This is a genomic window from Pantoea sp. Tr-811 (assembly GCF_011752535.1).
Taxonomy (GTDB): Bacteria; Pseudomonadota; Gammaproteobacteria; order Pseudomonadales; family Pseudomonadaceae; genus Aquipseudomonas.
In genome coordinates this window covers 236,635-263,353 of record NZ_VWXJ01000007.1, presented here as the reverse complement: position 1 = coordinate 263,353, position 26,719 = coordinate 236,635, and the positions used below count along the sequence as shown (strand labels likewise).

The 26,719-nt window shown below is 65.0% G+C and carries 19 protein-coding genes; 7 read left to right on the top strand and 12 right to left on the bottom strand.

The genetic code is table 11. The features are described 5' to 3' along the window. Positions 1–4: 4 nt before the first annotated feature. Together F3J44_RS13320 and F3J44_RS13315 are read right to left on the bottom strand one after the other, a co-directional pair. Positions 5–1,537 carry an NCS1 family nucleobase:cation symporter-1 gene (locus F3J44_RS13320; protein WP_167273033.1) on the bottom strand — a complete coding sequence of 511 codons (1,533 nt, stop codon included), beginning with the start codon at positions 1,535–1,537 and terminating at the stop codon, positions 5–7. Positions 1,538–2,028: 491 nt separating this feature from the next. Continuing rightward, the gene (locus tag F3J44_RS13315) at positions 2,029–2,466 is read right to left on the bottom strand and encodes an Lrp/AsnC family transcriptional regulator (RefSeq protein WP_167273031.1); all 438 of its coding nucleotides are present in this window, start codon (positions 2,464–2,466) and stop codon (positions 2,029–2,031) included. A gap of 132 nt (positions 2,467–2,598) precedes the next feature. On the opposite strand from F3J44_RS13315, the gene F3J44_RS13310 reads away from it, so the two are divergent. Both F3J44_RS13310 and F3J44_RS13305 read left to right on the top strand, forming a co-directional pair. Then, positions 2,599–3,495, top strand: a complete 897-nt coding sequence (locus tag F3J44_RS13310; protein ID WP_167065363.1) for a DMT family transporter — start codon at positions 2,599–2,601, stop codon at positions 3,493–3,495. Positions 3,496–3,527: 32 nt separating this feature from the next. Continuing rightward, positions 3,528–4,454, top strand: coding sequence for a class I SAM-dependent methyltransferase (locus F3J44_RS13305; protein WP_167273028.1), 927 nt, complete (start codon positions 3,528–3,530; stop codon positions 4,452–4,454). An 81-nt stretch (positions 4,455–4,535) separates the two neighbouring features. Here the strand turns inward: F3J44_RS13305 and F3J44_RS13300 are convergent, their stop codons facing one another. The 9 genes from F3J44_RS13300 to gcl all read right to left on the bottom strand — a co-directional run bounded on the left by F3J44_RS13300 (position 4,536) and on the right by gcl (position 16,421). After that, positions 4,536–6,560 carry a mechanosensitive ion channel domain-containing protein gene (locus F3J44_RS13300; RefSeq protein ID WP_167273025.1) on the bottom strand — a complete coding sequence of 675 codons (2,025 nt, stop codon included), beginning with the start codon at positions 6,558–6,560 and terminating at the stop codon, positions 4,536–4,538. A 180-nt stretch (positions 6,561–6,740) separates the two neighbouring features. After that, positions 6,741–7,739: a sulfate ABC transporter substrate-binding protein gene (locus F3J44_RS13295; RefSeq protein WP_167273022.1), complete on the bottom strand. Its 999-nt coding sequence runs from the start codon at positions 7,737–7,739 to the stop codon at positions 6,741–6,743. Positions 7,740–7,919: 180 nt separating this feature from the next. Next, on the bottom strand, positions 7,920–8,741 hold the full coding sequence (locus tag F3J44_RS13290) for an ion transporter (RefSeq protein ID WP_167273018.1): 822 nt from the start codon (positions 8,739–8,741) through the stop codon (positions 7,920–7,922). A gap of 45 nt (positions 8,742–8,786) precedes the next feature. Then, positions 8,787–9,659, bottom strand: coding sequence for an urea transporter (locus F3J44_RS13285; RefSeq protein WP_167065379.1), 873 nt, complete (start codon positions 9,657–9,659; stop codon positions 8,787–8,789). 171 nt (positions 9,660–9,830) lie between these two features. After that, on the bottom strand, positions 9,831–11,246 hold the full coding sequence (gene pyk / locus F3J44_RS13280) for a pyruvate kinase (RefSeq protein WP_167273015.1): 1,416 nt from the start codon (positions 11,244–11,246) through the stop codon (positions 9,831–9,833). Further along, positions 11,243–12,517 carry a glycerate kinase gene (locus tag F3J44_RS13275; RefSeq protein WP_167065386.1) on the bottom strand — a complete coding sequence of 425 codons (1,275 nt, stop codon included), beginning with the start codon at positions 12,515–12,517 and terminating at the stop codon, positions 11,243–11,245. The genes pyk and F3J44_RS13275 overlap by 4 nt, the downstream gene beginning before the upstream one ends. A 218-nt stretch (positions 12,518–12,735) precedes the next feature. After that, the gene (locus F3J44_RS13270; RefSeq protein ID WP_167065389.1) at positions 12,736–13,629 is read right to left on the bottom strand and encodes a 2-hydroxy-3-oxopropionate reductase; all 894 of its coding nucleotides are present in this window, start codon (positions 13,627–13,629) and stop codon (positions 12,736–12,738) included. A gap of 165 nt (positions 13,630–13,794) precedes the next feature. Continuing rightward, on the bottom strand, positions 13,795–14,577 hold the full coding sequence (gene hyi / locus F3J44_RS13265) for a hydroxypyruvate isomerase (RefSeq protein ID WP_167065392.1): 783 nt from the start codon (positions 14,575–14,577) through the stop codon (positions 13,795–13,797). Positions 14,578–14,645: 68 nt separating this feature from the next. Beyond that, complete coding sequence (gcl, locus tag F3J44_RS13260; RefSeq protein ID WP_159411457.1) at positions 14,646–16,421, bottom strand: glyoxylate carboligase; 1,776 nt, start codon at positions 16,419–16,421, stop codon at positions 14,646–14,648. 256 nt (positions 16,422–16,677) lie between these two features. Here gcl and F3J44_RS13255 point away from each other — a divergent pair, with 256 nt between their 5' ends. Continuing rightward, positions 16,678–17,118, top strand: a complete 441-nt coding sequence (locus tag F3J44_RS13255) for a heme-binding protein (protein WP_167065395.1) — start codon at positions 16,678–16,680, stop codon at positions 17,116–17,118. A 97-nt stretch (positions 17,119–17,215) separates the two neighbouring features. On the opposite strand, the gene F3J44_RS13250 is transcribed toward F3J44_RS13255, so the two are convergent. Beyond that, complete coding sequence (locus tag F3J44_RS13250) at positions 17,216–17,827, bottom strand: TetR/AcrR family transcriptional regulator (protein ID WP_167065398.1); 612 nt, start codon at positions 17,825–17,827, stop codon at positions 17,216–17,218. A 148-nt stretch (positions 17,828–17,975) separates the two neighbouring features. On the opposite strand from F3J44_RS13250, the gene F3J44_RS13245 reads away from it, so the two are divergent. The 4 genes from F3J44_RS13245 to F3J44_RS13230 are packed head-to-tail and all read left to right on the top strand — an operon-like array spanning position 17,976 to position 26,677. Next, positions 17,976–19,103 (top strand): efflux RND transporter periplasmic adaptor subunit, encoded by a 1,128-nt coding sequence (locus F3J44_RS13245; RefSeq protein WP_167065401.1) that lies wholly within the window; start codon positions 17,976–17,978, stop codon positions 19,101–19,103. Between the two features lie 10 nt (positions 19,104–19,113). Next, positions 19,114–22,185, top strand: coding sequence for an efflux RND transporter permease subunit (locus tag F3J44_RS13240; protein ID WP_167273012.1), 3,072 nt, complete (start codon positions 19,114–19,116; stop codon positions 22,183–22,185). Continuing rightward, positions 22,182–25,262, top strand: a complete 3,081-nt coding sequence (locus F3J44_RS13235; RefSeq protein WP_167273009.1) for an efflux RND transporter permease subunit — start codon at positions 22,182–22,184, stop codon at positions 25,260–25,262. Before F3J44_RS13240 ends, F3J44_RS13235 begins: the two co-directional genes overlap by 4 nt. Next, positions 25,259–26,677, top strand: coding sequence for an efflux transporter outer membrane subunit (locus F3J44_RS13230; RefSeq protein ID WP_167065411.1), 1,419 nt, complete (start codon positions 25,259–25,261; stop codon positions 26,675–26,677). Before F3J44_RS13235 ends, F3J44_RS13230 begins: the two co-directional genes overlap by 4 nt. The last annotated feature ends 42 nt before the right edge of the window (positions 26,678–26,719 follow it).

The following is a 26,719-nucleotide window of genomic DNA, read 5'->3' as shown; positions in this document are numbered from 1 at the left end:
CTGATCAGTGGCTGCTGTGGTCGACGGCGATGCATTCGCCGCTGACGTCGTGGTAGTGGCGCTTGCGTGGGGCGATCAGCAGGTACACCGCAGCGGCGATACCGGCACCGATCAGCCAGGAGAAGGGCGCAATGCCATGGAAGTTCGGCACCAGGGCCAGGACGATGGCCAGCAGCGCAGCTGGCACGAACGCGGCCACGGCGCGCAGGTTGATGCCTTTGCTGTAGTGGTAGGCCCCGGCCGGGTGCTCGGTGTACAGCTCTGGCACGTTGATGCAGCCTTTGCGCAGCAACCAGTAGTCGGCCATGATCACGCCGTACAGCGGGCCGAGCAGGGCGCCCAGGCCCGACAGGAAATACACGATCACCAGCGGGCTGTTGTAGAGGTTCCACGGCAAGATCAGCACCGCCAGGGTGGCGCTGATCAGCCCGGCGCGCTTGAAGTTCAGGTGGCGTGGCGCCAGGTTGCTGAGCACGAAGGCCGGGGCGACGAAGTTGGCCATGATGTTCACCGCCACGGTGACGATCAGGAAGGCCAGGCAGCCGAGCACCAGGAACGCGGTGCTGGGAATGGCGGCGACGATTTGCGTGGGGCTGTCGATGACCTGGCCGTTGATCTGGAATTGCGCGCCGCACAGCACCACGGTGATGACCGCGAACACCAGGATGTTCACCGGCAGGCCCCAGAAGTTACCCACGCGGATGGTCCGGCGGCACGGCGAGGAACGGGCGAAGTCGCAGAAGTTCAGCACCAGGGTGCCGTAGATCGCCAGCCACAGCGCGCCACCGGCAAAGATGTTGCGCCACATCTCATAGCCGGTCAGCGGTTCGGCCACCGACCAGGCGATGCGGGCATCGGCCTTGAAGTACATGAACACCGCCAGGCTCGCCACGGTCAGCAGGATCACGGGGCCTGCGAAGCCTTCGTAGCGGCGCACCATCTCCATGCCGTAGGCCAGGATCACCAGCTGGACCAGCCAGATCGCCACGAAGCACACCCAGCCCAGGCTCGACAGGCCAAGAATGCTGTCGTGGTCATAGGCGGCCATGTGCGGCCACACGGCGGTGAGCAGCACGCGCAGCACCACCGAGGCCAGGTAGGTCTGGATGCCGAACCAGGCGATGGCGATGACGGCACGGATCAGTGCCGGAATCTGTGCGCCATGGATGCCGAAGGCGATGCGGCTGATGACCGGGAACGGCACGCCGGTTTTCTGCCCCATGTAGCCAGACAGGTTCATGAAGAAGTACACCAGCGCGGCGCCGATGGCCAGGGACATGAGGATTTGCCAGCCACCCAGGCCCAGGGCGAACAAGCCCATGGCGAACGAATAGTTGGCGATATTGTGCACATCGTTTGTCCACAACGCGAAGATGCTGTAGCCGCCCCAACGGCGGCCTTCGGCGCGGGTGGGGGCAAGGTCACGGTTGTGCAGGCGTGGGCTTAGGCCAAGCTGCGGCATATCGCCGGCTTGGGCCGTTGTGGGGTTGGTGCTGGCGACGGATTGTTCAGGGGCAAGGTTGAGGCTGGTACTCATTCCGGCAGGCTCCTGATGCGCGCGGACTGCGATGAGCGGGCATGCGCACGGGCTCGCCATCTCGTCGGTGCAGCTTGGCATCACTGGGTTCTGGGCGTGGCGGTCGGCCTGGGGCCGACGTCACGGGTTCTTGTGTATTTATGTTTTGTTTGGTTTGTATACAAAACATGTGCACACGAAAGCGAGTTCCATGCCAGGGGAAAGTCGGTTGCTAGATGGGGTTTTTTTGAAAGATCAGTTGTTTGAAGATAAGTGAATGAAATATTGGAAATATAAATTGACTAGATGAACAGGTTTTATTTTTTAGTGGGCCTGTTAGTTGATCGATTGGTCAGAATTGAATAAACAAAGTGTGTAACGTATTGGGGCGCTATTGGGGTAAGTGCACACAAAAATGGCACTTAAGGTGACATTCTTGTGTACATAAATTAGTCAGGTTTTTTGCGGCCCTATCGCGAGCTGCGCTCGCTCCTACCACGCGGGGGGCTGGGTCACGCCATCGGGGGTAACCGCCGTTTTACCGGGCTTTTCTTGATGATCGCGGTGTTGGTTTCGGCCAGCACATTGATGCGGTCGAGCAGGGTGTCCAGCTGCTCCATCGAGCGCACATGCAGGCGGGCGATGAAGCAATCCTCACCGGTTACCTTGTCGCACTCGGTGAATTCCGGGATGGCGATGATCTGTCGTTCCACTTCCTGCAACTGCCCCGGCAATGGGCGGATGCGCACGATGGCCTGCAGCTGGTAACCGAAACTGCGCGGGTCGACATTGACTGTGTAACCCTGCAACACACCACGTTGTTCCAGGCGTCGCAGGCGTTCGCCAACGCTGGGGGCGGAAAGGCCGCTGAGCTGCGCCAGCGCTTTGAGCGAACGGCGCGAGTCGTCCATCAGGGCGTTGATCAACAGTTGGTCGATGGCATCGGTCATAGGCACCTCGTAAGGCAGTTTTGGGAATTTGCCTTGATAGTAAAGGTGAGCCGAGCAGTTGGCCTTGTTTATCCGCTGGAAGGTGCCCTGCGGCCCGCCGCATACTGAGCCATCGTCAACGGGAGGTACGCGATGGACAGTTCACTGCGCCGCGGCACGCTGGAAATGATCGCCGCCATGCTGATTTCCGGCACCATCGGCTGGTTCGTACTGGTGTCCGGGCAACCGGTGCTGGAGGTGGTGTTCTGGCGCTGCGTGTTCGGCGCCGGCACCTTGCTGGTGATTTGCGCGGCGTTGGGCTTGCTCAGGCCTGGCGTCATCGGCCGCACGGGTTTGCTGTTGGCGGTCGCCAGTGGGGTGGCCATCGTCGGCAACTGGGTACTGCTGTTCGCCTCTTATTCACGGGCGTCGATTGCCATCGGCACCGCGGTGTACAACGTTCAGCCGTTCCTGCTGGTGGGGCTCGCGGCGCTGTTTCTTGGCGAGAAAATCACCGCCGCCAAGCTCACTTGGCTGAGCGTGGCCTTTCTCGGCATGCTGGCCATCGTCAGCGCCCACGGCGCGGGGCAGGGCAGTGGCGACGGCTACCTGGCGGGAATTGCCCTGGCGCTGGGGGCGGCCCTGTTGTATGCCATTGCCGCCTTGATCATCAAGCGCCTCAACGGCACGCCACCGCACCTGATTGCCCTGATTCAGGTGGCCACCGGCGTGCTGTTGCTGGCGCCCTGGGCCAAGCTGGGCGGCTTGCCAGGCGCGCCCACGGCGTTGGCCAGCCTGCTGACCCTGGGCGTGGTGCATACCGGCGTGATGTACGTGTTGCTGTACAGTGCCATCCAGCGCCTGCCCACGGCGCTGACCGGTGCGCTGTCGTTCATCTACCCGATTGCCGCGATCCTGGTCGACTGGGTGGCCTTCGGGCACCGGCTGGCGCCACTGCAGTGGCTGGGGGTTGGCCTGATTCTGCTGGCGGCGGCCGGCATGCAGCAAGGCTGGTGGTTTCGCTCGGCGCGGGTGACGGTCAAGGGGTAGAATGCCGGCTTTTACCCGCCAGTGACCCCGCCATGACTTCGCCAATCCACACCCTGGAGCAGCATCTGCTCACCGCCCTTGACCCTGCCCCGGCAGAAACCCGCCGCCTGTTCCATGGCCGTGGCCGGTGCTGGGAAGGCCTGGAGCAGGTCACGGTGGATTGGCTGCAAGGCGTGCTGTCGGTGGCCCTGTTCCGTGAACCCCCGCAGGGCCAGCTGGCCGAGCTGCAGGCGATGTTGCAGCGCCTGGCCGAGCGCCCGCAATGGGCGGGCCAGGCGATACTCATTCAGCACCGCTACCTGCCCGAAAGCCCCGGCCAGTGGCTGCTGGGCGAGCCGTGCCAGCAGCGCGAGGTGGTCGAGGACGGCCTGACCTACCTGCTGGACCTGGGCGTGCGGCAGAACAACGGCCTGTTCCTCGACATGCGCTATGGCCGCCGCTGGGTGCGCGAGCAGGCTGCAGGCAAGCGCGTGCTCAACCTGTTCGCCTACACCTGCGGGTTTTCGGTGGCGGCGATTGCCGGGGGCGCCGAGCAGGTGGTCAACCTGGACATGGCCAAGTCGGCGCTGTCGCGCGGGCGCGACAACCATCGCCTCAATGGCCACGATGCATCGCGGGTGGCGTACCTGGGCCATGAACTGTTCAAGTCGTGGGGCAAGGTGCGCAAGTACGGGCCGTATGACCTGATCATCATCGACCCACCGACCTTCCAGCGTGGCAGTTTCGTGCTGACCCAGGACTACGCCAAGATCCTGCGGCGCTTGCCTGAGTTGTTGAGTGAGGGCGGGACGGTGCTGGCGTGCGTCAATGACCCGGCGATCGGGCCTGAATTCTTGATCGAAGGGATGGCCGAGCAGGCGCCTGGGCTGGGCTTTGTCGAGCGGCTGGAGAATCCGCCGGAGTTTCCTGATGTGGACCCGGCGGGCGGCTTGAAGGCTTTGGTATTCCGGCAAGGGTGATGTTGCCTGGGCCGGCCCTTTCGCGTGTAGGAGCGGGCTTGCCCCGCGAAAGGGCCGGTACAGGCCGGCATCAGGCCAGCATCAGGCCGAAACCCCGCGCACCGGCATGGGATACACCTGGGCAAAACTCACCTTGTCGGTTTGGTCCACCCGCTTCTTCAGCCGCTCGTTGAACGCCCGGCTCACCGCATACTGGCCCCCGGAAATGGTGCGGAACTGCGCCGTCAGCACGAACCCGTTCAAATCCATGCGGTCCACCCCGAACACCTGCAGCGGCCCTTGCAGGTTGATGCGCAGCAGCGGGTCGTCGCTGATCGACTGCCCCACCTCATGAATCAACCCCAGCGATTCGTCCACGTCGCTGTCATAGGTGAACTGCACCGAGAAAAACGCATAGGCGAACTGCCGCGACTGGTTGGTAACGGCCTTGATCTGCCCGAACGGCACCGAGTGCACGAAGCCCTTGCCGTCGCGCAGGCGCAGGGTGCGGATGGTCAGGCTCTCGACGGTGCCGGCGTGGCCGGAGTCGAGCACCACCCAGTCGCCGATCGAGATGGTGTCCTCGATCAGGATGAACAGGCCGGTGATCACATCCTGCACCAGTTGCTGCGAGCCAAAGCCGATGGCCAGGCCGATCACCCCGGCGCCGGCCAGCAGGGGCGCGACGTTGATGCCCAGGTTGGCCATGGTGGTGATGGTGCAGATCACGATCAGGATGACTTTCACCGCGTTGCGCAGCATCGGCAGGATGGTGCGCACCCGCGTGCTGGGCTGGCGCGAGGCGCGCCGGCCTACCGCGGGCTTGAGGGCTTCCTGGATGGCGGTGTCGAGCACCACCCAGAGCAGCCAGGTGACCAGCAGGATCAGGCCGATGCTCGACAGTGAATTACTGATGGCCTGGCCGAGGCTGTTGCTCAGGGCAAAGTCGATCACCGAGAAACCCCAGATACGCCCCAGCAGCTCGATGAAGGCCACCGCCATGAGGATGCGCAGCAGCGCGTGGGCCAGGCTGCGCAGCAGTTCCTTGTAGGGCCGCACCCGCTGCGCCGGATCGTTTTCACGGGGCGCCAGCAGGTGTTGCAGCAAGGTACTGAGAAACACCGTCGACACCAGCAGCACGGTGGTCAGCAGGGCTTTTTGCAGGGCTTTCTGGCTCTCTTCGCCTGCCCCAAGCAGGTGGATGGCCGACACCAGGATCATCAGCAGAATCGGCAGGTACCACAGGGCAGAAAAGATCCGCAGGGTTTCCTGCACCGCGCGGTGTTGCACGCGGTCCTGGTAGGCGCGGTTGCGGATCAGGTGGGCGACCGGGCGGCGCAGGCGGATCACCAGGCTTGCGAAAATGAAGGTGGCGGTGAGGCCGGTGATCACCGCGATGCTGGCGGTGACGTTGCCGCCCAGTTGGCGCGCGATCTGTGGGCTGGTCAGGGCGTCGCTCCAGGCGGCGAGAAAGCCGATCAAAAACAGCGGGCGCGGGGCCATGCGCTTGATCACCGCCACCGCGGCGCGCTTGTGGCCGGCGTCGAACAGGGTGATCAGACAGAGGATGATCGAGGTCGAGAACAGGCCACTGCTGGTGGCGTAGGCCAGGCTCAGGCCCAGGGCGCGGGCCACCGAGGGCTCGAGAAAACGGCTGACGTAGAGCGTCAGTGGCAGGCTGGCCAGGGCCGGCAGGGTGTAGGGCAGCAGGTAGCCGAGCAGGCTGCTGGCGCGTTTGCGTGAACGCAGCCAGGCCATGCCGGCCATGCGCTTGGCAAGCCAGCGGCCCAGGGTGGTGAGCACGGCGAAGCTGGCGGCCCAGGCGAGGGTCAGCAGCACGAAGTTGCCGGCCAGCTGCAGCGAGTCGCTGGCCGAGTGGCGGTCGACCAGGCGCTCGACTTCCTGGGCGGCGCGGTCGGTGCGCAGGCGCCAGGCGTCGACCAGGTGGGCGTCGAGGTCAAGCTCCTGGGCGGCGCTGTCCAAGCCATCGGCCAGGGCACCGAGCAGGCCGCCTTGCAGCACTGCTTCCGGTTCGGCTGGGGGCGCATCGGCAGGGGCGGGGTCTGCGGCCAGCAGGTGGGTGCTCAGCAGGCAGCCGAGCAGCAGGGTGGAGAGAAAACGCAGCACTGGAGTACTCCTTGGGCAGGGTTACTCAAGGAACTGATTGTGCTTGGGGCGGGAAAGTTCGAAGTGGTGTGCTGTCAGGGCCGGCCTCTTCGCGGGGCAAGCCCGCTCCTACAGGGTCCGTACGGTCCTTGTAGGAGCGGGCTTGCCCCGCGAAGAGGCCGGCCCCGCTTACATCTTCTACTACTGGTTGGTGTAGATCTGGTCAAACACCCCACCATCATTGAAGTGGGTCTTCTGCACGGTCCGCCAGTCACCAAAGGTCTTCTCCACCGACAGGAAATCCACTTTCGGGAAGCGGTCGGTGTACTTGGCCAGCACCGTTGCATCGCGTGGGCGCAGGTAGTTCTGCGCGGCGATTTCCTGGGCTGCCGGCGACCACAGGTACTTCAGGTATTCCTCGGCCACGGCCTGGGTGCCTTTCTTGGCCACCACCTTGTCGACCACGCTCACCGGCGGCTCGGCTTCGGCCGACACGCTTGGATAGATCACTTCGAACTGATCGCGGCCGAATTCGCGGGCGATCATCTCGGCTTCGTTCTCGAAGGTGACCAGCACGTCGCCGATCTGGTTGGTCATGAAGGTGGTGGTGGCGGCGCGGCCACCGGTGTCGAGCACGGGTGCCTGCTTGAACAACTTGCCAACGAAGGCCCGGGCCTTGGTTTCGTCGCCGCCCTGTTTCAGCACATAGCCCCAGGCCGACAGGTAGGTGTAGCGGCCGTTACCCGAGGTCTTGGGGTTGGGCACGATCACCTGCACACCGTCCTTGAGCAGGTCGGGCCAGTCTTTCAGGGCCTTGGGGTTGCCCTTGCGCACGATGAACACGGTGGCGGAGGTGAACGGGGCGCTGTTGTTGGGCAGGCGGCTTACCCAGTTGTCTGGCACCAGCTTGCCGTTGTCGGCCAGGGCGTTGATGTCGGTGGCCATGTTCATGGTGATGACATCGGCCTGCAGGCCATCGATCACCGCCCGCGCCTGCTTGCTCGAACCGCCGAAGGACATCTGCACATTGACCTTTTCGTTGTGCTCGGCTTCCCAGTGCTTCTGGAAAGCTGGGTTGTAGTCCTTGTAGAAGTCGCGCATCACGTCGTAGGAAACGTTCAGCAGGGAAGGGGCTGCCTGGGCCAGGTTGCCCAGGGCAAGGCCTGCGGCGAGCAGTGAGGCGGTGAAGAGTTTTTTCACGTTGCGTCCTTGTTCTTGGTGGATGTTGGCAGTTTGATGGCGACTATAGCGGGTGTGATTGTGCGGGCTAAAGAACTAAAAAGACTTTGGTTATAGCGCTGCCTGTAACGGCCCTTTCGCGGGGCAAGCCCGCTCCTACAGGAGCGGGCTTGCCCCGCGAAAGGGCCGGTACAGGTGGCATCAGTGCTTGGGAAATAGCGCATTCCCGCAGCGGGAACAGAATGCCGCGCCATGCTCATGGCTCTTTTTGCTGCACGTCGGGCAGTCATGCTGCAGCTGCTCGCCGCGCATGGCATTGGCAAGCTCGGCGGTAAAGATGCCGGTCGGCACGGCGATGATCGAGTAACCGGTAATCATCACCAGCGACGACAGCACCTGCCCCAGCGGCGTCTTCGGCACGATATCGCCAAAGCCCACGGTGGTGAGTGTGACGATGGCCCAATAGATGCCCTTGGGAATGCTGGTAAAGCCATGCTCCGGCCCTTCGATCACGTACATCAAGGTGCCGAACACCGTCACCAGGGTCGACACGCTGACCAGGAACACGATGATCTTCTGCTTGCTGCCGCGTAGCGCGTCCAGCAGGTAGTGGGCCTGTTTGAGGTACGGGCTGAGCTTGAGCACGCGAAAGATCCGCAGCATGCGGATGACCCGGATAATCAACAGGTACTGGGCATCGCTGTAGTACAGCGCGATGACCCCCGGCACGATCGCCAGCAAGTCGACCAGGCCGTAGAAGCTGAAGGCATAGCGAAGGGGCTTGGGCGAGCAGTACAAACGGGTGAGGTATTCGGCCAGGAAGATCGCGGTGAACCCCCATTCGATACCCGCCAGCAGGCCGGCATAGCCCTGGTGCACCTCGTCGATGCTGTCGAGGATGACCGTGATCAGGCTGGCGAGGATGATCAGCAGGAGGATCTTGTCGAAGCGCCGGCCGGCTACCGTGTCGGTCTGGAAGACGATGACGTAAAGCCGCTCGCGCAGGCTCGCAAGGTTGTTCATTGGCTCGTTCCACTGTTGCGATGGGCTGAGCCTAGGGACTGCGATTCAGCTGTGCAAGCGGCGGGTGCGGCCGTGCCGAAGCTGGGCCAGGTGATTGCCCAGGTGCATCAGCCAGCAGGCGGCGACGAAGGGGGCGGTCAGGCCAGGCACCGGCAGCAGCTTGAGCAGCGGTTGCAGCAACAGGGCCAGTGCTATGGCCAGCAACGTCACCCAGGGTTTCTCGCCCTGGCGGCTGAACGCCAGCGCGGCCAGCGCGGCGTTGAAGCCATACAGCCCCAGCCACGCCGCCTGGGCCTGGTCGGCGAGCAGCGCCACGCCGCCGCCAATGGCCGAACCGAGTACGGCCCACATCGCCGCATAGGGGTTGGCGATGAACATCCCGATGATGATCAACAACCCGGCCAGGGGCTGGTCGAGCAGGAAGATCTGCCCCACGCCCCGTGCCAGCGCATACGCAGGTTCCGCTTCGACGAAGCCGCTGGGCGCAGGGCTGGCGAACAGCAGGGCCACCCAGCCCAGCAGCACGAACGGTGCGGTGTAGGCGACCAGCAGTTTGCCGCCGCGCTTGCGCCATTGGTGGGTGATGATGCTCGACAGGCCGCCGGCGGCAATGATCAGTGGCGGCAGGATGGCCGACCAGGGCAGCACGGTGCTGATCAAAATGCCGATCAGCACGCCGTTGTAGCAATACAGCCCAGCCTGGCGGTCGGCGCGGTCGTAGCCGCGGCGCTGCGCGGTGAGCAGGCCGGCGAGGGCGCCGAGCAGGGCGCCGCCGACCAGGTCGGGGGCGGTCAGCAGGATGGCCAGCAGGCAGCACAGGCCGCACAGGGGGTTGCGCAGCAGCAGCACCTGGCTGAAACCGTTGAGCAGCGCCGTAGCCCAGTCGGGGCACGGGTTGACGAAATTTTTGGTGTACATGGGCAGTCAGCAAGGTTGATGGGCGAGCGGTGGGCCTCTTTGGGCCTCGGTTTTCCGCAGGTTCGGTGTTAGGGGAGGGCGTTGCCCTCCGATCGCGACACAAGGCCGCTCCCACACACCGGTAGGAGCGGGCTTGCCCCGCGAATGGGCCGCAGCGCGGCCCCGGCAATCTCAGGCCAGCGTCTCGATGCGCAAGGTATTAGTCGAACCCGGCTTGCCGAAAGGCACACCGGCGGTGATCAGCAGCGTGTCGCCACGGCTGGCCATGCCTTGTGCCTGGGCAATTTCCAGGGCGGTGGTCACCACCTCGTCCACTTGGCGCAGGCGGTCGTTGACCACCGAGTGCACGCCCCAGGCCACGCTCAGGCGCCGCGCGGTCTTGAGGTTCGGCGTAAGGTTCAGGATCGGCGCCCGTGGCCGTTCGCGTGCCGCACGCAACGTCGAGGTGCCCGACTCGCTGTAGTTGACCAGCACCGCCACCGGCAAGATGCCGCTGATGCGGCGGATCGCGCAGCTGATGGCGTCCGACACGGTTGCCTCGGCCTTGGGCCGGCCCACGTCCAGCTGGGCCTGGTAGTCCGGGCCATTCTCCACCTGGCGGATGATCTTGCTCATCATCTGCACTGCTTCGAGCGGGTAGTCACCCGAAGCCGTTTCGGCCGACAGCATCACCGCATCGGCGCCTTCGGCCACGGCATTGGCCACGTCGGTGACCTCGGCACGGGTCGGGGCTGGCGAGAAACGCATGGATTCGAGCATTTGGGTGGCCACCACCACCGGTTTGCCCAGCTGGCGGCAGATGCCGATGATGCGCTTCTGGATTTGCGGCACGCTCTCGGCGGGCACTTCCACACCCAGGTCGCCGCGGGCGACCATGATCGCGTCGGACAACTCGGCAATCGCCTGCAACTGCTCCACCGCCGAAGGCTTCTCGATCTTGGCCATCAGGTAGGCGCGGTCACCAATCAGCTGGCGTGCTTCCTGGATGTCTTCGGGGCGCTGCACGAACGACAGGGCCACCCAGTCCACGCCCAGCTCCAGGCCGAAGCTCAAGTCGCGGCGGTCTTTTTCGGTGAGCGGGGAGAGGTCGAGCACCGCTTGCGGCACGTTGACGCCCTTGCGGTCAGACAGCTCGCCACCGGCCAGTACTTCGGTGTCGATGGCATCGCTGTGCTTGGCGGTGACCCGCAGGCGCAGCTTGCCGTCGTCCAGCAGCAGGTCCATGCCAGGCTGCAGGGCTGCGATGATTTCCGGGTGCGGCAGGTTGACCCGGCGGCTGTCGCCTGGGGTGGTGTCCAGGTCCAGGCGCAGGGCCTGGCCGCGTTGCAGCTGCACCTTGCCTTCGGCGAAGCGGCCCACGCGCAGCTTTGGCCCTTGCAGGTCCATGAGGATGCCCAGCGGGCGGTTCAGCTGCTGCTCGACTTCACGAATCCACTGGTAGCGCAGGGCGTGGTCGGCGTGCTCGCCGTGGCTGAAGTTCAGGCGGAAGATGTTCACGCCCGCTTCGACCAGCTGGCGGATGTCGTCGATGCCTTTGATCGCCGGGCCGAGGGTGGCGAGGATCTTTACTTTTTTATCAGGCGTCATGATTGGGCAGTCTCAAGGATCAGGATGGCGCGGAAGTCGTTGACGTTGGTGCGGGTCGGCTCGGTGACGATCAGCGCGTCGAGGGCGGCGAAGTAGCCATAGCCGTTGTTGTTGTCCAGCTCGTCGCTGGCCGACAGGCCCAGGGCCTCGGCGCGGGCGTAGCTGGCCGGGGTCATCACGGCGCCGGCGTTTTCTTCCGAGCCGTCGATGCCGTCGGTGTCACCGGCCAGGGCGTACACGCCCGGCAGGCCCTTGAGGCTTTCGGTCAGGCTGAGCAGGAACTCGGCATTGCGCCCGCCACGGCCATTGCCGCGTACGGTGACGGTGGTTTCGCCGCCCGACAGGATCACGCAAGGCGCCTTCAGCGGCTGGCCGTGCTGGACGATCTGCCGGGCGATGCCAGCGTGCACCTTGGCCACTTCGCGCGATTCACCTTCCAGGTCGCCAAGAATCAGCGGGCTGAAGCCGGCCTGGCGGGCTTTTACCGCGGCAGCCTCCAGCGACTGCTGGGGCTTGGCGATCAGCTGGAAGTGGCTGCGGGCCAGGGCGGGGTCACCGGCCTTGACGGTTTCCGACGCGGGGTTGTTGAGCCAGTCGATCACCGCTTTCGGCGCATCGATGTTGTAGCGCTTGAGGATCGCCAGGGCTTCGGCCGAGGTGCTCGGGTCGGCCACGGTGGGGCCGGAGGCGATGACGGTGGCCAGGTCGCCTGGAACGTCGGAAATTGCATAGGTGTAGACGGTGGCCGGCCAGCAGGCCTTGGCCAGGCGGCCGCCCTTGATCGCCGAGAGGTGCTTGCGCACGCAGTTCATCTCGCCGATGGTGGCGCCGGACTTGAGCAGCGCCTTGTTGATCTGTTGCTTGTCGGCCAGGGTCAGGCCTTCGGCAGGCAGGGCCAGCAGGGCCGAGCCACCGCCGGACAGCAGGAAGATGACGCGGTCCTCTTCGTTGAGGTTGCTGACCAGCTCCAGCACACGCTTGGCCACGGCCAGGCCGGCGGCGTCGGGGACCGGGTGGGCGGCTTCGACCACCTCGATCTTCTGGCAATTGGCGCCGTGGCCGTAGCGGGTCACGACCAGGCCGGACACATCGCCCTGCCAGCTTTTTTCGACCACTTCGGCCATGGCGGCAGCGGCCTTGCCCGCACCGATGACGATCACCCGGCCGCTGCGGTCGGCGGGCAGGTAGGGTTCGAGGACTTGGCGCGGGTGGGCGGCGGCGATGGCTGTGTCGAACAGGTCGCGGAGAATTTTTTGCGGATCGACCGACATGGCAGGCTCCCAGTTATTGTTGTTCTGCAGAATCGAAAACGCCCCTGGAACTGCCTCCGTGCAGGCCGAACCAGGGGCGGGTGTTGCTCGGGTTCACCTCATGAACCTGTGGTCGCAGGTTCAGCGGTGTGGGCTTCATCGCGAGCTTTGCTCGCTCCTACCGGCGTTGCGCTGATCCCGTAGGAGCGAGCGCAGCTCGCGATGAGGCCGGTAAGGTCTTACTTGTCGTCGCGAATCGAGAAGTTGGCCATGTGCTCCAGGCCTTTGATCAGCGCCGAGTGGTCCCAGTTGCCGCCGCCCAGGGCCTGGCAGGTGTTGAACACTTGCTGGGCATTGGAGGTGTTGGGCAGGTTGATGCCCAGTTCCTTGGCGCCTTGCAGGGCCAGGTTGAGGTCTTTCTGGTGCAGGTTGATGCGGAAGCCTGGGTCGAAGGTGCCTTTGATCATGCGCTCGGCGTGTACTTCAAGGATCTTCGAGGAGGCGAAGCCGCCCATCAGCGCCTCACGTACCTTGGCCGGGTCCGCGCCGTTCTTGGCGGCGAACAGCAGGGCTTCGGCAACGGCCTGGATGTTCAGGGCGACGATGATCTGGTTGGCGACCTTGGCGGTCTGGCCGTCGCCGTTGCCACCCACGCGGGTGATGTTCTTGCCCATGGCTTCGAACAGCGGCAGGGTGCGCTCGAAGGCTTTCGGGCAGCCACCGACCATGATGCTCAGGGTCGCAGCCTTGGCACCGACTTCACCGCCAGACACCGGGGCGTCGAGGTAGGCAGCGCCGGTGGCCTTGATTTTCTCGGCAAAGGCTTTGGTGGCGGTAGGGGAGATCGAGCTCATGTCGATCACCACCTTGTTCGGGCCGACACCTTCGGCCACGCCGTTTTCACCGAACAGGACGGCTTCGACCTGCGGGGTGTCCGGCACCATGACGATGATGAACTCGGCTTCCTGGGCCACTTCCTTCGGGTTGGCCAGGGCCACGGCGCCGGCGGCGATCAGGTCGGCCGGAGCGACATCGTGGTGGGTGGAAACGAACAGGCTGTGACCTGCTTTTTGCAGGTTCTGGGCCATGGGCTTGCCCATGATGCCGGTGCCGATGAAACCGATTTTAGCCATGAGAACTTACCTCGTTGTATTTGTTGAATCTCTGTAGGAGCGGCCTTGTGTCGCGAAAGGGCTGCGCAGCAGCCCCGGCAATCTTTGCCTTGGCTGAAATCCTGGGGGCGCTACGCACCCCCTTTCGCGGCACAAGGCCGCTCCTACATGGTTCTGCGTACTGTCTTAGATCGCGTTGTGCGTTTTCAGCCAGCCCAGGCCCGCTTCGGTGGTGGTCAGCGGTTTGTACTCTGCGCCCACCCAGCCCTGGTAGCCGATGCGGTCCAGGTGCTCGAACAGGAAGCGGTAGTTGATCTCGCCGGTGCCTGGCTCGTTGCGGCCCGGGTTGTCGGCCAACTGGATGTGGTTGATCAGTTTCAGGTTGGCTTCCATGGTGCGGGCCAGGTCACCTTCCATGATCTGCATGTGATAGATGTCGTACTGCAGGAACAGGTTGTCGCTGCCCACCTCGGCCTGGATTTCCAGGGCCTGTTTCGTGGTGTTCAGGTAGAAGCCTGGAATGTCGCGGGTGTTGATCATTTCCATGACCAGGCGAATCCCGGCGGCCTTCAGCTTGTCGGCGGCGTAGCGCAGGTTTTCCACGAAGGTCTTGCGCACGTCGGCGCACTGCAGGCCTTGTGGGCGAATGCCAGCCAGGGCGTTGACCTGGGTGTTGCCCAGCACCTTGGCGTACTCGATGGCCTTGTCGACGCCTGCGCGGAATTCCTCGATGCGGTCGGGGTGGCAGGTGATGCCGCGCTCACCTTTGGCCCAGTCGCCCGCCGGCAGGTTGAACAGCACCTGGGTCAGGCCGTTGGCGTCCAGCTGCTGCTTGATTTCGGCTGCGCTGAAGTCGTACGGGAAGAGGTATTCGACACCGCTGAAACCGGCGTCGGCGGCAGCCTTGAAGCGGGCCAGGAAGTCCTGTTCGGTGAACAGCATGGACAGGTTGGCAGCGAAGCGAGGCATGGTGTGTCTCCTTGCGATGAAGGCCCCCGGCGCCCTCATTCAGGGGCCGGCACGGGGGCGTCAGGCGATCAGTCCAGCAGCGAGATAGCGGTTGGCGCGTCGTTGCCGACCAGGGCCAGGTCTTCGAACTCGTTGACCGCGTTGATCTCGGTGCCCATGGAAATGTTGGTCACGCGTTCGAGGATCACTTCGACCACCACCGGCACGCGGAACTCTTCGGCCATCTTCTGTGCCTTGAGCAGGGCAGGGGCGATTTCTGCCGGCTCGAACACACGGATGGCCTTGCAGCCCAGGCCTTCGACCACGGCAACGTGGTCGACACCGTAGGTGGCAGCGTCGGTCGAGTTGATGTTCTCGAACGCCAGTTGTACACAGTAATCCATGTCGAAGCCACGTTGCGCCTGGCGAATCAGGCCCAGGTAGGCGTTGTTCACCAGCACGTGGACGTACGGCAGGTTGAACTGCGCGCCCACCGCCAGCTCTTCGATCATGAACTGGAAGTCGTAGTCACCCGACAGTGCGACAACCTTGCGTTTCGGGTCGGCCTTGACCACGCCGAGGGCGGCGGGAATGGTCCAGCCCAGCGGGCCGGCCTGGCCGCAGTTGATCCAGTGGCGTGGCTTGTACACGTGCAGGAACTGCGCGCCGGCGATCTGCGACAGGCCGATGGTGCTGACGTAGCAGGTGTCTTTGCCGAACACCTGGTTCATCTCTTCGTACACGCGCTGTGGCTTGACTGGCACGTTGTCGAAGTGGGTCTTGCGCTGCAGGCTCGATTTGCGCTGCTGGCAGTCTTCCAGCCAGGCTTTGCGGCATTTGAGCTTGCCGGCGGCTTTCCACTCGCGGGCCACTTCCAGGAACACGTCCAGGGCCTTGCCGGCGTCGGAGACGATACCCAGGTCTGGGGTGAACACACGGCCGATCTGGGTCGGTTCGATGTCCACGTGCACGAACTTGCGGCCTTCGGTGTACACGTCCACGGAACCGGTGTGGCGGTTGGCCCAGCGGTTGCCGATGCCGAACACCAGGTCGGACTTGAGCAGGGTGGCGTTGCCGTAGCGGTGCGAGGTTTGCAGGCCGACCATGCCGACCATTTGCGCGTGGTCGTCAGGGATGGTGCCCCAGCCCATCAGGGTCGGGATCACCGGCACGCCGGTCAGTTCGGCGAACTCGACCAGTTTGTCGCTGGCGTCGGCGTTGATGATGCCGCCACCGGCCACCAACAGTGGGCGCTCGGCGTCATTGAGCAGGGCCAGGGCTTTTTCCGCCTGCACGCGGGTAGCGGACGGCTTATTGATTGCCAGTGGCTCGTAGGCGTCGATGTCGAATTCGATTTCGGCCATCTGCACGTCGAACGGCAGGTCGATCAGTACCGGGCCTGGGCGGCCGGTGCGCATTTCATAGAAGGCTTTCTGGAAGGCGTAGGGCACCTGGCCCGGCTCCAGGACGGTGGTTGCCCACTTGGTCACCGGCTTGACGATGTTGGTGATGTCGACGGCCTGGAAGTCTTCCTTGTGCAGGCGGGCACGTGGGGCCTGGCCAGTGATGCAGAGAATCGGGATGGAGTCGGCCGAGGCGCTGTACAGGCCGGTGACCATGTCGGTGCCGGCCGGGCCGGAAGTACCGATGCACACGCCGATGTTGCCTGGGTTGGCGCGGGTGTAGCCCTCGGCCATGTGCGAGGCGCCTTCGACGTGACGAGCGAGGACGTGATCGATGCCACCGACTTTCTTCAGGGCCGAGTACAGCGGGTTGATGGCAGCCCCTGGGATGCCGAACGCAGTATCTACACCTTCACGGCGCATGACCAGAACGGCTGCATCGATTGCTCTCATTTTGCTCATGGTTTGTGCCTCATTGATTTTGTAATTGTATACAACTTTCTTTGTGACAGAGTGTATTCACGGCTGGCGGCTCAGGTCAATGGGTTTTCATCGGCAGCGCCAGGATTCGTCAGAGCGCCCGAGAAAACGACGATTTGCACGCTCGCATACGATCGTTTCAATTTATTGTATACAAAAACATCTGCAGTTGTGTTCTATTGAGTCATCAGATTTCAACTGCCCTCAGGGCTTCTCACAACAAGAAGAGGACCTTTCCATGAACGCTTTGAACCTGAACGTGGCTGTCAGCCTGGTGAACGCCGCGCTGGCAGCGGGCCGCAAGATCAACGCCGCGCCGCTGACCGTGGCGGTGCTGGACGCCGGGGGGCACCTGCTGGCCTTGCAGCGCGAAGACGGCGCCAGTCTGATGCGCCCGCAGGTGGCCACCGGCAAGGCCTGGGGCGCGATTGCCCTGGGCAAGGGCTCGCGTTTGCTGGCGCTGGATGCCCAGCAGCGGCCGGCGTTCTTTGCAGCGCTGAACGGGCTGGGCGAACGGCCGGTGGTGCCGGCGCCGGGTGGCGTGTTGATTCGTGATCGGGATGGGAAAGTGCTGGGTGCGGTGGGGATCAGCGGCGATACGTCGGATATCGACGAGCAGTGCGCGATCAGTGCGATCGAGGAGGTGGGGTTGACGGCGGATGCGGGGGTGGCGGCTTAAGAGCGGGCCGCTTTGCGGCCCAATCGCGACCTTTGGTCGCTCCTACACAAAGGGTGCGTTCCCGGTAGGAGCGACCGCAGGTCGCGATTGCGGCCTGTCAGGCCACTTCAGGCTCACAGCCCTTGAGCACCAGGCGGATGATGGTTTCGGCCGCCGCTTCGTAGTCACTGTCGGCCAGCTTGGCCTTGCCGGTGATCACCGAAATCTGCCAGTCGAAATCCGCGTAGGTCTGGGTCGCCGCCCAGATGCTGAACATCAGGTGGTGCGGGTCAACCTTGGCAATCTGCCCGCGCTCGATCCAGCGCTGGATGCAGGTGATGTTGTGGTGCGCCTGGGCGTTCAGCTGCTCGACCTGGTTCGGCGACAGGTGCGGCGCGCCGTGCATGATCTCGCTGGCGAACACCTTCGATGCGTGGGGCAGGTCGCGGGAGATGCGAATCTTCGAGCGAATGTACGCGCTCAGCACCTCTTTCGGGTCACCGTCGGCGTTGAACGGCGTCGATGCCTGCATGATCGGCGCAATGATGCTTTCCAGAACTTCCCGGTAAAGGTTGTCCTTGGACTTGAAGTAGTAATACACGTTCGGCTTGGGCAGGCCGGCCTTGGCAGCGATGTCGCTGGTCTTGGTGGCGGCGAAACCCTTGTCGGCGAATTCTTCACTGGCTGCGCGCAGGATCAGCTCCTTGTTGCGCTCGCGAATGGTACTCATGGTGCTGGCGGTCCTTTGGCGCTGCGAGCCCGGATGGTAGCACTGAATGGCAGGCTGTCGCTTGCCTGAACGAGACGAGGAAAGGCCGTTGCCCGGTTTGGTACGCTGCTAATGTTTCTAGCGGGTCGGCCTTCGTGGAAGCACAGTCGTGAACAACGGCAAACGGTCAAGGAAAGGACTGCTGATTGGCCTGGGAGGGCTGCTGGTGCTAGGCCTGTTGGCCTGGTGGCTGCTCTCGGGCCCTGCGCACCCGCCGCGCCAGGCGGCTCCCGGCGAGCCCGTGACGGCAGTGGCCGTGGCCCTGCAGGACGTGCCGGTGTACATCGATGCGCTGGGCACGGTGACACCGTCGCGCAGTGTCAGCGTCATCACCCAGGTCAATGGCATTCTTGCCACCGTGGAGTTCAGCGAAGGCCAGGCGGTGCGCCAGGGCCAGGTGATCGCCCGCATCGACGACCGCGCGCTGAAGGCGCAGCTGGCCCAGGCGCGTGGGGTACTGGCCCACGACCAGGCCGTGCTGGACAATGCCCGGCGCGACCTGGCGCGCTTTCGCGAGCTGATCAAGGCAGGCTCGGTCAGCCAGCAAACCCTCGACACCCAGGCCTCCACCGTGCAGCAGCAGGCCGGTACGGTGGCTGCCGACCAGGGCGCGGTGCAGAACCTTGAGGTGCAACTGAGCTACTGCACCATCACCTCGCCGGTGGATGGCGTGGTCGGCCTGCGCCAGGTCGACCCGGGCAACTACGTCAGCAGCACTGGCACTACACCCATTGCCGTGATTACCCAGTTGCGCCCGGCGCTGGTGGTGTTCGCCGTGCCCGAGGACGACCTGGGCACGATTCACCAGGCGCAGCTCAAGGGGCCGGTCAGCGTGCTGGCCTACGACCGCGACAAGCGCAGCCTGCTGGCCACCGGTACGTTGCTGGCGCTGGACAACCAGGTTGACGTAACCACCGGCACGGTCAAGGTCAAGGCGCGCTTCGACGATGCCGGCACGGCGCTGTTCCCCAACCAGTTCGTCAACGCCCGGCTCAAGGCCGACACCCTGGCCCAGGCGCCGGTGGTGCCGACGCGGGCGATCCAGCATGGCAGCCAGGGCGATTTCCTGTTCATCGTGCAGGGCAGCAAGGCGCAGTTGCGTCACGTGCGCAGCGGGCCCAGCAGCGGTGATGTCACCGCCATTCTCGATGATGGCGTGCACCCGGGCGAGCAGGTAATTACCGACGGCGCCGACAAGCTCGACGACGGCTCGGCGATCAAGGTGGTGGCGCCATGAGGCGCAGCCAGTGAACATCTCGCGCCCGTTCATCGAGCGGCCGGTCGCCACCTGCCTGCTGATGTGCGCGGTGTTGCTGCTGGGCATGCTCGGCTACCGGCTGTTGCCGGTGTCGGCGTTGCCGCAGGTCGACTACCCGACCATCCAGGTGTTCACCCAGTACCCCGGGGCCAGCCCGGAAGTGGTCAGCTCGTCGATCAGTGCGCCGCTGGAGCGCCAGCTGGGTGAAATGCCGGGCCTGCGTTCGATGGCCTCGACCAGCTCCGATGGGGTGTCGGTGGTGACCTTGCAGTTCGACCTGAGCCTGTCGCTGGATGTGGCCGAGCAGGAGGTGCAGGCGGCGATCAATGCCGCCGGCACCTTCCTGCCGGCCAACCTGCCGTACCCGCCGGTGTACAGCAAGGTCAACCCGGCCGATGCGCCCGTGCTGACCTTGTCGCTGACCTCCGATGTGCTGCCGCTGACCAAGGTCCAGGACCTGGCCGACACCCGCCTTGCACAGAAGATCTCGCAGATCACCGGCGTTGGCCTGGTGAGCATCAGCGGCGGGCAGCGCCCGGCCGTGCGCATCGAGGCCAACACCTCGGCGCTGAACAGCCTGGGCCTGTCGCTGGACGACCTGCGCACGGTGCTGGGCAGTGCCAACGTCAACCAGGCCAAGGGCAATATCGACGGGCGCTTCCAGGCCTACTCCATCGGCGCCAACGACCAGTTGCAGAAGCCTGAGGACTACCGCGACCTGGTGATCGCCTACCGCAATGGCGCTGCCATTCGCCTGTCCCAGGTGGCCAGCTCGGTACTTGGCCCGGAAAACCCCCGGCAGGTCGCCTGGACCAACGCCACCCCGGCCATCGTGCTGAATATCCAGCGCCAACCCGGGGCCAACGTGATCGACGTGGTAGACCGGGTGCAGCACCTGTTGCCGACCTTGCGCGCCGGCCTGCCCGGCACGCTGAAGGTGGCGGTGCTGACCGACCGCACCCAAACCATCCGCGCCTCGGTCAGCGACGTGCAGTTCGAACTGGGCGTGGCGGTGGTGCTGGTGGTGCTGGTGATTCTGCTGTTCCTGCGCAGCCTGTCGGCCACCCTGATTCCGGCACTGACCGTGCCCCTGACCCTGGTCGGCACCCTGGCGGTGATCTACACCCTGGGCTTTTCCCTGAACAACCTGACTTTGATGGCCCTGACCATTTCCATCGGTTTCGTGGTCGACGATGCCATCGTCATGGTCGAGAACATCACCCGTTACCTGGAGGCTGGCGACACGCCCCTGCAGGCCGCCCTCAAGGGCGCCGCGCAAATTGGCTTCACCATCGTCTCGCTGTCGATCGCGTTGATTGCGGTGATGATCCCGCTGCTGTTCATGGGCGATGTGGTGGGCCGGCTGTTCCGGGAGTTCGCCATGACCGTGGCGGTGGCCATCGTGATTTCCGCACTGATCACCCTGAGCCTGACGCCGATGCTGTGCGCGCGCCTGCTGCACCGGCGCCCGCAAGCGCAGCAGCCCGAGCGCTTCAGCCGAGTGGAGAACCGCTACCTGCAAGGCTTGGACTGGGTATTGGCGCACCGCGGCCTGACCCTGCTGTCGGTGCTGCTGACCGGCGCCTTGACCTTGCTGACCCTGTCGGCCATGCCCAAGGGCTTCTTTCCCGAACAGGACACCGGCCTGATCCAGGGGATTTCCCAGGCCGCGCCAACCACCTCGTTCAGCAACATGCAGGCGCAGCAGCAGCGCTTGGTCGCGCGCGTGCTGCGTGACCCGGCGGTGCAAAGCCTGTCATCGTTCGTTGGCATCGACCAGAACAACCCCACGCTCAACCAGGGCAGCCTGCTGATCAACCTCAAGCCACGCGGCGAGCGTGACAGCGCGGCGGTGGTGATCCGCCGGCTGGCCGATGCCAACGCCGACGATGCCGGTATCCGCCTGTACCTGCATGGCGTGCAGGACCTGACCCTGGATGCCACGGTGTCGACCACCAGCTACCGCCTGGGCCTGCAGGCGGCCGACATGCAAACCCTCGAACGCTGGGCCGCCAAGTTGCTCGCGGCCATCGGCCAGGACCCGATGTTCACCGACGTGCAAAGCCAGGCCCTGCAGTTCGGCAACCAGATCCAGCTAGATTTCGACCGCGCCACTGCGTCACGCCTCGGGGTCACGCCCCAGGCCATCGATGACGTGCTCTACGATGCCTTCGGCCAGCGCCAGGTATCGACCCTGTACACCCAGCTCAACCAGTACCATGTGGTGATGGCCAGCGACCGCCCGCCGCATAACCTGGCCGACCTGCTCACCGGGCTGTACGTGAGCCTGCCGGGTGGTGGCGTGGTGCCGCTGTCGAGCATGGCCCGCCAGCAGGTGCAGCGGGTGCCGCTGACGCTCAACCGTCTGGGCCAGTTCCCCTATGCCGACATCGCCTTCAACCTGGCGCCAGGGCAGACGTTGGGCGCGGCGGTGGACCGGCTCAAGGCCATCGAGGCGCAGGCGGGCCTGCCGGCTTCGGTGCAAGTGTCGCTGGAGGGCGCGGCCGCGACCTTTGCCGACTCGCTGGGCAACCAGGCGTTCCTGGTGGCGGCGGCGATCGTCGTGGTGTACCTGATGCTCGGCATCCTCTATGAAAGCTTCGTGCACCCGGTGACCATCCTTTCCACCTTGCTCTCGGCGGCGCTGGGCGCGTTGCTGGCGCTGTGGCTGACCGGCTTGCAGTTCGACATCATCGGCTTGATCGGCATCGTGCTGCTGATTGGTATCGTCATGAAGAACGGCATCATGATGGTCGACTTTGCCCTGGAGCTGCAGCGCCGCGAGGGGGCCGAGCCGTTGCAGGCCATTCGCCGCGCCGCGCAGCTGCGCCTGCGGCCGATCCTGATGACCAGCCTGGCCTCGCTGTTCGGCGCCGTGCCGCTGGCGCTGGGCACTGGGGTCGGCTCCGAGCTGCGCCACCCGCTGGGCATCGCGATCATTGGCGGGTTGCTGTTGAGCCAACTGCTGACGCTGTTCACCACGCCGGTGATCTACCTGGCCATGAACAGCCTGTCGCAGCGCTTCGGCCGGCGCCGGGCGCTGCAGGACGCCAGGCCATGAACCTCAGTGCGCCGTTCATCCAGCGCCCGGTGGCCACGGCGCTGATGGCCCTGGGCCTGGCGCTGTTCGGCAGCCTGGCCTTCACCTTGCTGCCGGTGGCGCCGCTGCCGGAGGTGGACTTCCCCACCATCAGCGTGCGCGCCACGTTGCCCGGCGCCGACCCTTATACCGTGGCCACCTCGGTGGCCACGCCGCTGGAGCGCCAGTTCGGGCAGATTGCCGGGGTTACCCAGATGACCTCGTCCAGCACCCTGGGCGCCACCCGCATCAACCTGCAGTTCGACCTGGACCGCAACATCGACGGCGCGGCCCGCGATGTGCAGGCGGCGATCAATGCGGCGCGCAGCAACCTGCCCAGCGACCTGGTCGGCAACCCCACCTACCGCAAGGTCAACCCGGCCGACTCGCCGATCCTGATTATTGGCCTGACCTCAGACAGCGCCACCCCGGCGCAGATGTACGACGTGGCCTCCACGCTGCTGGAGCAGCGCCTGCTGCAAACCCGCGGCGTCGGTGACGTGACGGTGGGCGGCGGGGCCTTGCCGGCGGTGCGTGTGGAACTCAACCCGGACCGCCTCAACCATTACGGCGTAAGCCTGGAACAGGTGCGCTCGACCCTTGCCAGCGCCAACGTCAACCTGCCCAAGGGGGTGGTCGACCTGGGCGGGCAGAGCCATGTGCTGGCGGCGAACGACCAGCTGTATACCCCCGCTGACTACGCACCGCTGGTGGTCAAGCAAGCTGGCGCCAGCCCGGTGCGCATCGCCGACCTTGGCCAGGTGCGCGAGGACGTCGAGGACCTGCGCAACTTTGGCCTGTTCAATGGCAAGCCTGCGGTGTTGCTGGTGCTGTTCAAGCAGCCAGGGGCCAATGTGATCGACACCGTGAACGCGGTGAAGGCGCAATTGCCGATGCTGCAGGCTTCGATTCCCGCGACCATCAAGCTGAGCGTGCTGATGGACCGCAGCACCACCATTCGCGCCTCCTTGCGCGATGTGGAAATCACCCTGCTGGCGGCGATCCTGCTGGTGACCCTGGTGACCTACGGCTTTTTCCGTGACTGGCGCAGTACCCTGGTGCCGGCCACTGTCGTGCCGCTGTCACTGCTGGGCACCTTTGGCGCCATGTACTTTCTTGGCTATAGCCTGAACAACCTGTCGCTGATGGCGCTGACCATCGCCACTGGCTTCGTGGTAGACGACGCAATCGTCGTGGTCGAGAACATCATGCGCCACCTGGAGCGCGGTGCCTCCCGGCGTGAAGCTGCGCTGGAGGGGGCGCGGGAGGTGGGGTTCACCGTGCTCAGCATCAGCGTGTCGCTGGTGGCGGTGTTCATTCCGCTGCTGCTGATGGGCGGCATCGTTGGCCGCTTGTTTCGCGAGTTTTCCGTCACTTTGTCGCTGTCGATCGTGATTTCCATGCTGGTGTCGCTGACGGTGACGCCGGTGCTGGCCAGCGTGCTGCTGCGCCCGCCGCGTCACACGGTGGAGGCAGATACCCCGGATTCGCGCTTTCACAGGTTCTACGACCGCAGCCTGGCCTGGGTCATCGGCCATTCCCGGCTGATGGGGCTGGTGACCCTGATGGTACTGGTGCTGGCGGTGGTGCTGTACGCCGTGGTGCCCAAGGGGTTCTTCCCGCAGGAAGACAGCGGCCGCCTGAGCGGAACCATCCTGGCCTCCCAGAGTATTTCCTATGCGGCGATGCAGGCAGACTTTCGCGAGATCAACCGCCAGGTGGTGAGCAACCCCAACGTCGCCACCGTGGGCGGCTTCGTCGGTGGCGGCGGTGGTGGCTCCGGGGCGATCAACAGCGCCCAGTTGTTCGTCGCGCTCAAGCCCAAGGGCGAGCGGCAGGTCAGCGCCGACCAGGTGATCGGGCAGATCCGCCACACCCTGGGGGCCATGCCAGGCACCCGCCTGTACCTGCAGTCGGCCCAGGACATCACCGTCGGTGGCCGGCAGAGCGGGGCGCAGTTCCAGTACACCCTGACTGCCGACGACCAGGACAGCCTCGACCTCTGGGTGCCCAAGGTGGTGGCAGCGCTGCGCAGCCTGCCGCAGCTGACCGACGTCAACACCGACCAGCAGAATGCCAGCTTGATGACCCACCTGCAGGTGAACCGCGATGCCGCCTCGCGGCTGGGCGTCAGCCTGTCGGCGGTGGACCAGACCCTGTACGACGCCTTCGGCCAGCGCCAGGTGTCGACCCTGTACCGGGCTGCCAACCAGTACCACGTGGTGATGGGCCTGGCGCCGGCCTACTGGGCCGACCCTGCGGCGCTCAAGGCCATCTACCTGCCCAGCAAGCAGCCTGGCGCGCCGCTGGTGCCGCTGATGGCGGTGGCCAGCCAGTCGCTGGCGCGTACCGCCATCGCCATCAACCACCAGGGCACCTTTCCGGCGGTAACGGCCTCGTTCAACCTGGCGCCGGGGGTGTCTATTGGCCAGGCCACCGCGCTGGTGGACCAGGCCGTTGCCCAGCTGCGCATGCCGGCCAGCGTGGTCGGCGAGTTCGCCGGCACTGCGCAGGTGTTCAAGGCTTCGCTGGCAGGTGAGCCGTTGTTGATCGCGGCGGCGTTGTTGTCGGTGTACATCGTGCTGGGCATTCTGTACGAAAACCTGGTGCACCCGCTGACCATCCTCTCCACCTTGCCGTCGGCGGGGGTGGGGGCCTTGGTGGCGCTGTTGCTGACCGGCACCGAGCTTTCGATCATCGCCTTGGTGGGGGTGATCCTGCTGATCGGTATCGTCAAGAAGAACGCGATCATGATGATCGACTTCGCCCTGCACGAGCGGCGCGCCCAGGGCAGCGATGCCCGCAGCGCCATCCGCCGGGCATGCCTGGTGCGGGTGCGGCCGATTCTGATGACCACCCTGGCGGCGACCCTGGGCGCCTTGCCGCTGGTACTGGGCAATGGCTATGGCGCCGAGTTGCGCCGGCCGCTGGGTATCTCGATCATCGGTGGGCTGCTGTTCAGCCAGTTGCTGACGTTGTACAGCACGCCGGTGATCTACCTGTGGCTGGACCGCCTGGCGGGCCGGCTGGGTAACCGGCACAAGGAGCAAGGCACATGAAGCGGCATGTGATAGGCCTGATGCTGTGCCTGCAATTGGCCGGCTGCATGGTTGGGCCGGACTACCAGCGCCCGGCCATGGCGCTGCCCGAAGGTTTCAAGGAAGGCGCCCAGTGGCAGCGCGCTGCGGCCAACCCGCAAGGGGCGCTGGACAGCCGCTGGTGGCTGGCCTTCGGCGACGCGCAGCTCAACGGCCTGGTGGAGCAGGCGGCCCGGGCCAACCAGTCGATCGTCGCGGCCGAGGCGGCCTGGCGCCAGGCCAAGGCCCAGGTCGACATCAGCCGCGCCGGGTTGTGGCCGACGCTCAGCGCTGGGTTGTCGATGAGCCGTGGCGTGGGCGGCAGCGCGGGCTCGGGGGCTGCCGCTGGCGGCTCAGGTGGCTCGGCGGGGGTGGAGCAAACCGTCAGTGCCACCCTGGGGGCCAGCTGGGAGCCTGATCTCTGGGGCCAGGTACGGCGTACCATCGAGTCGAACAAAGCCCTGGCCGAGGTGTCGGACGCGCAACTGGCCGGCGTGCGCCTGTCGATCGCCAGCAGTGTGGCGAGCAATTACCTCGGGCTGCGCCAGTTGGACCTGGACATCGGCCTGCTCGAACGCCAGCAGCAGCTCAACCAGCAGTTGCTGGACATGACCCAGGCCAGTTTCGTGCAAGGCACCGCGTCCAACGACCAGTTGCTGGTGGCCCAGGACCAACTGAGCACGGTGGTCGTCAGCCTGCAGACCGCCCAGCGCAGCCGCGAGCAGTTCGAGCATGCCCTGGCGGTGCTGGTGGGCCAGGCACCGGCGCAGTTCAGTGTGGCGCCCAGGGCCGACTATGCCTTCGCCGTGCCGCGCCCGCCATTGAGCCTGCCCTCGGCATTGCTGCAGCGCCGGCCTGACGTGATCGCCGCCGAGCGCACGGCGGCGGCGGCCAATGCGCGCATCGGCGTGGCCGAGGCTGCGTTTTTCCCCAACCTGGACCTCACGGCTGAAATCGGTTTTCGCGGCAGCGCCCTGGGTGGGCTGTTCAACACGGCCAACCGCATCTGGAGCCTGGGCCCTGCGCTGTCGGCGACCTTGTTCGACGGCGGCGCGCGCGAAGCGGCCCTGCGCCAGGCCTATGCCGGGTACGACCAGGATGTGGCCAACTACCGTGGCACGGTGCTGGCGGCGCTGCAGAATGTCGAGGACAACCTGTCGGCGCTGAACCACCTGCAACGCCAGGCCGACACCTTTGGCCAGATTCACCAGCGCAACCAGCAACTGTTCGCCAGCCAGCAGTCGCAGCAACGGGCTGGGGTGGTGAGCCAGCAGGCGGTGGTTACCCAGCAGTTGCTGTTGCTGCAGAGCGAGCAGAGCCTGCGCGACGCCCAGGGCCAGCAGAGCCAGGCCAGCGTGGCGTTGATCCAGAGCCTGGGCGGTGGCTGGGCACCTTGAGCGGTGCGGGGTATGCTGCGGTTTTTGAACGGCAAGGAAGTA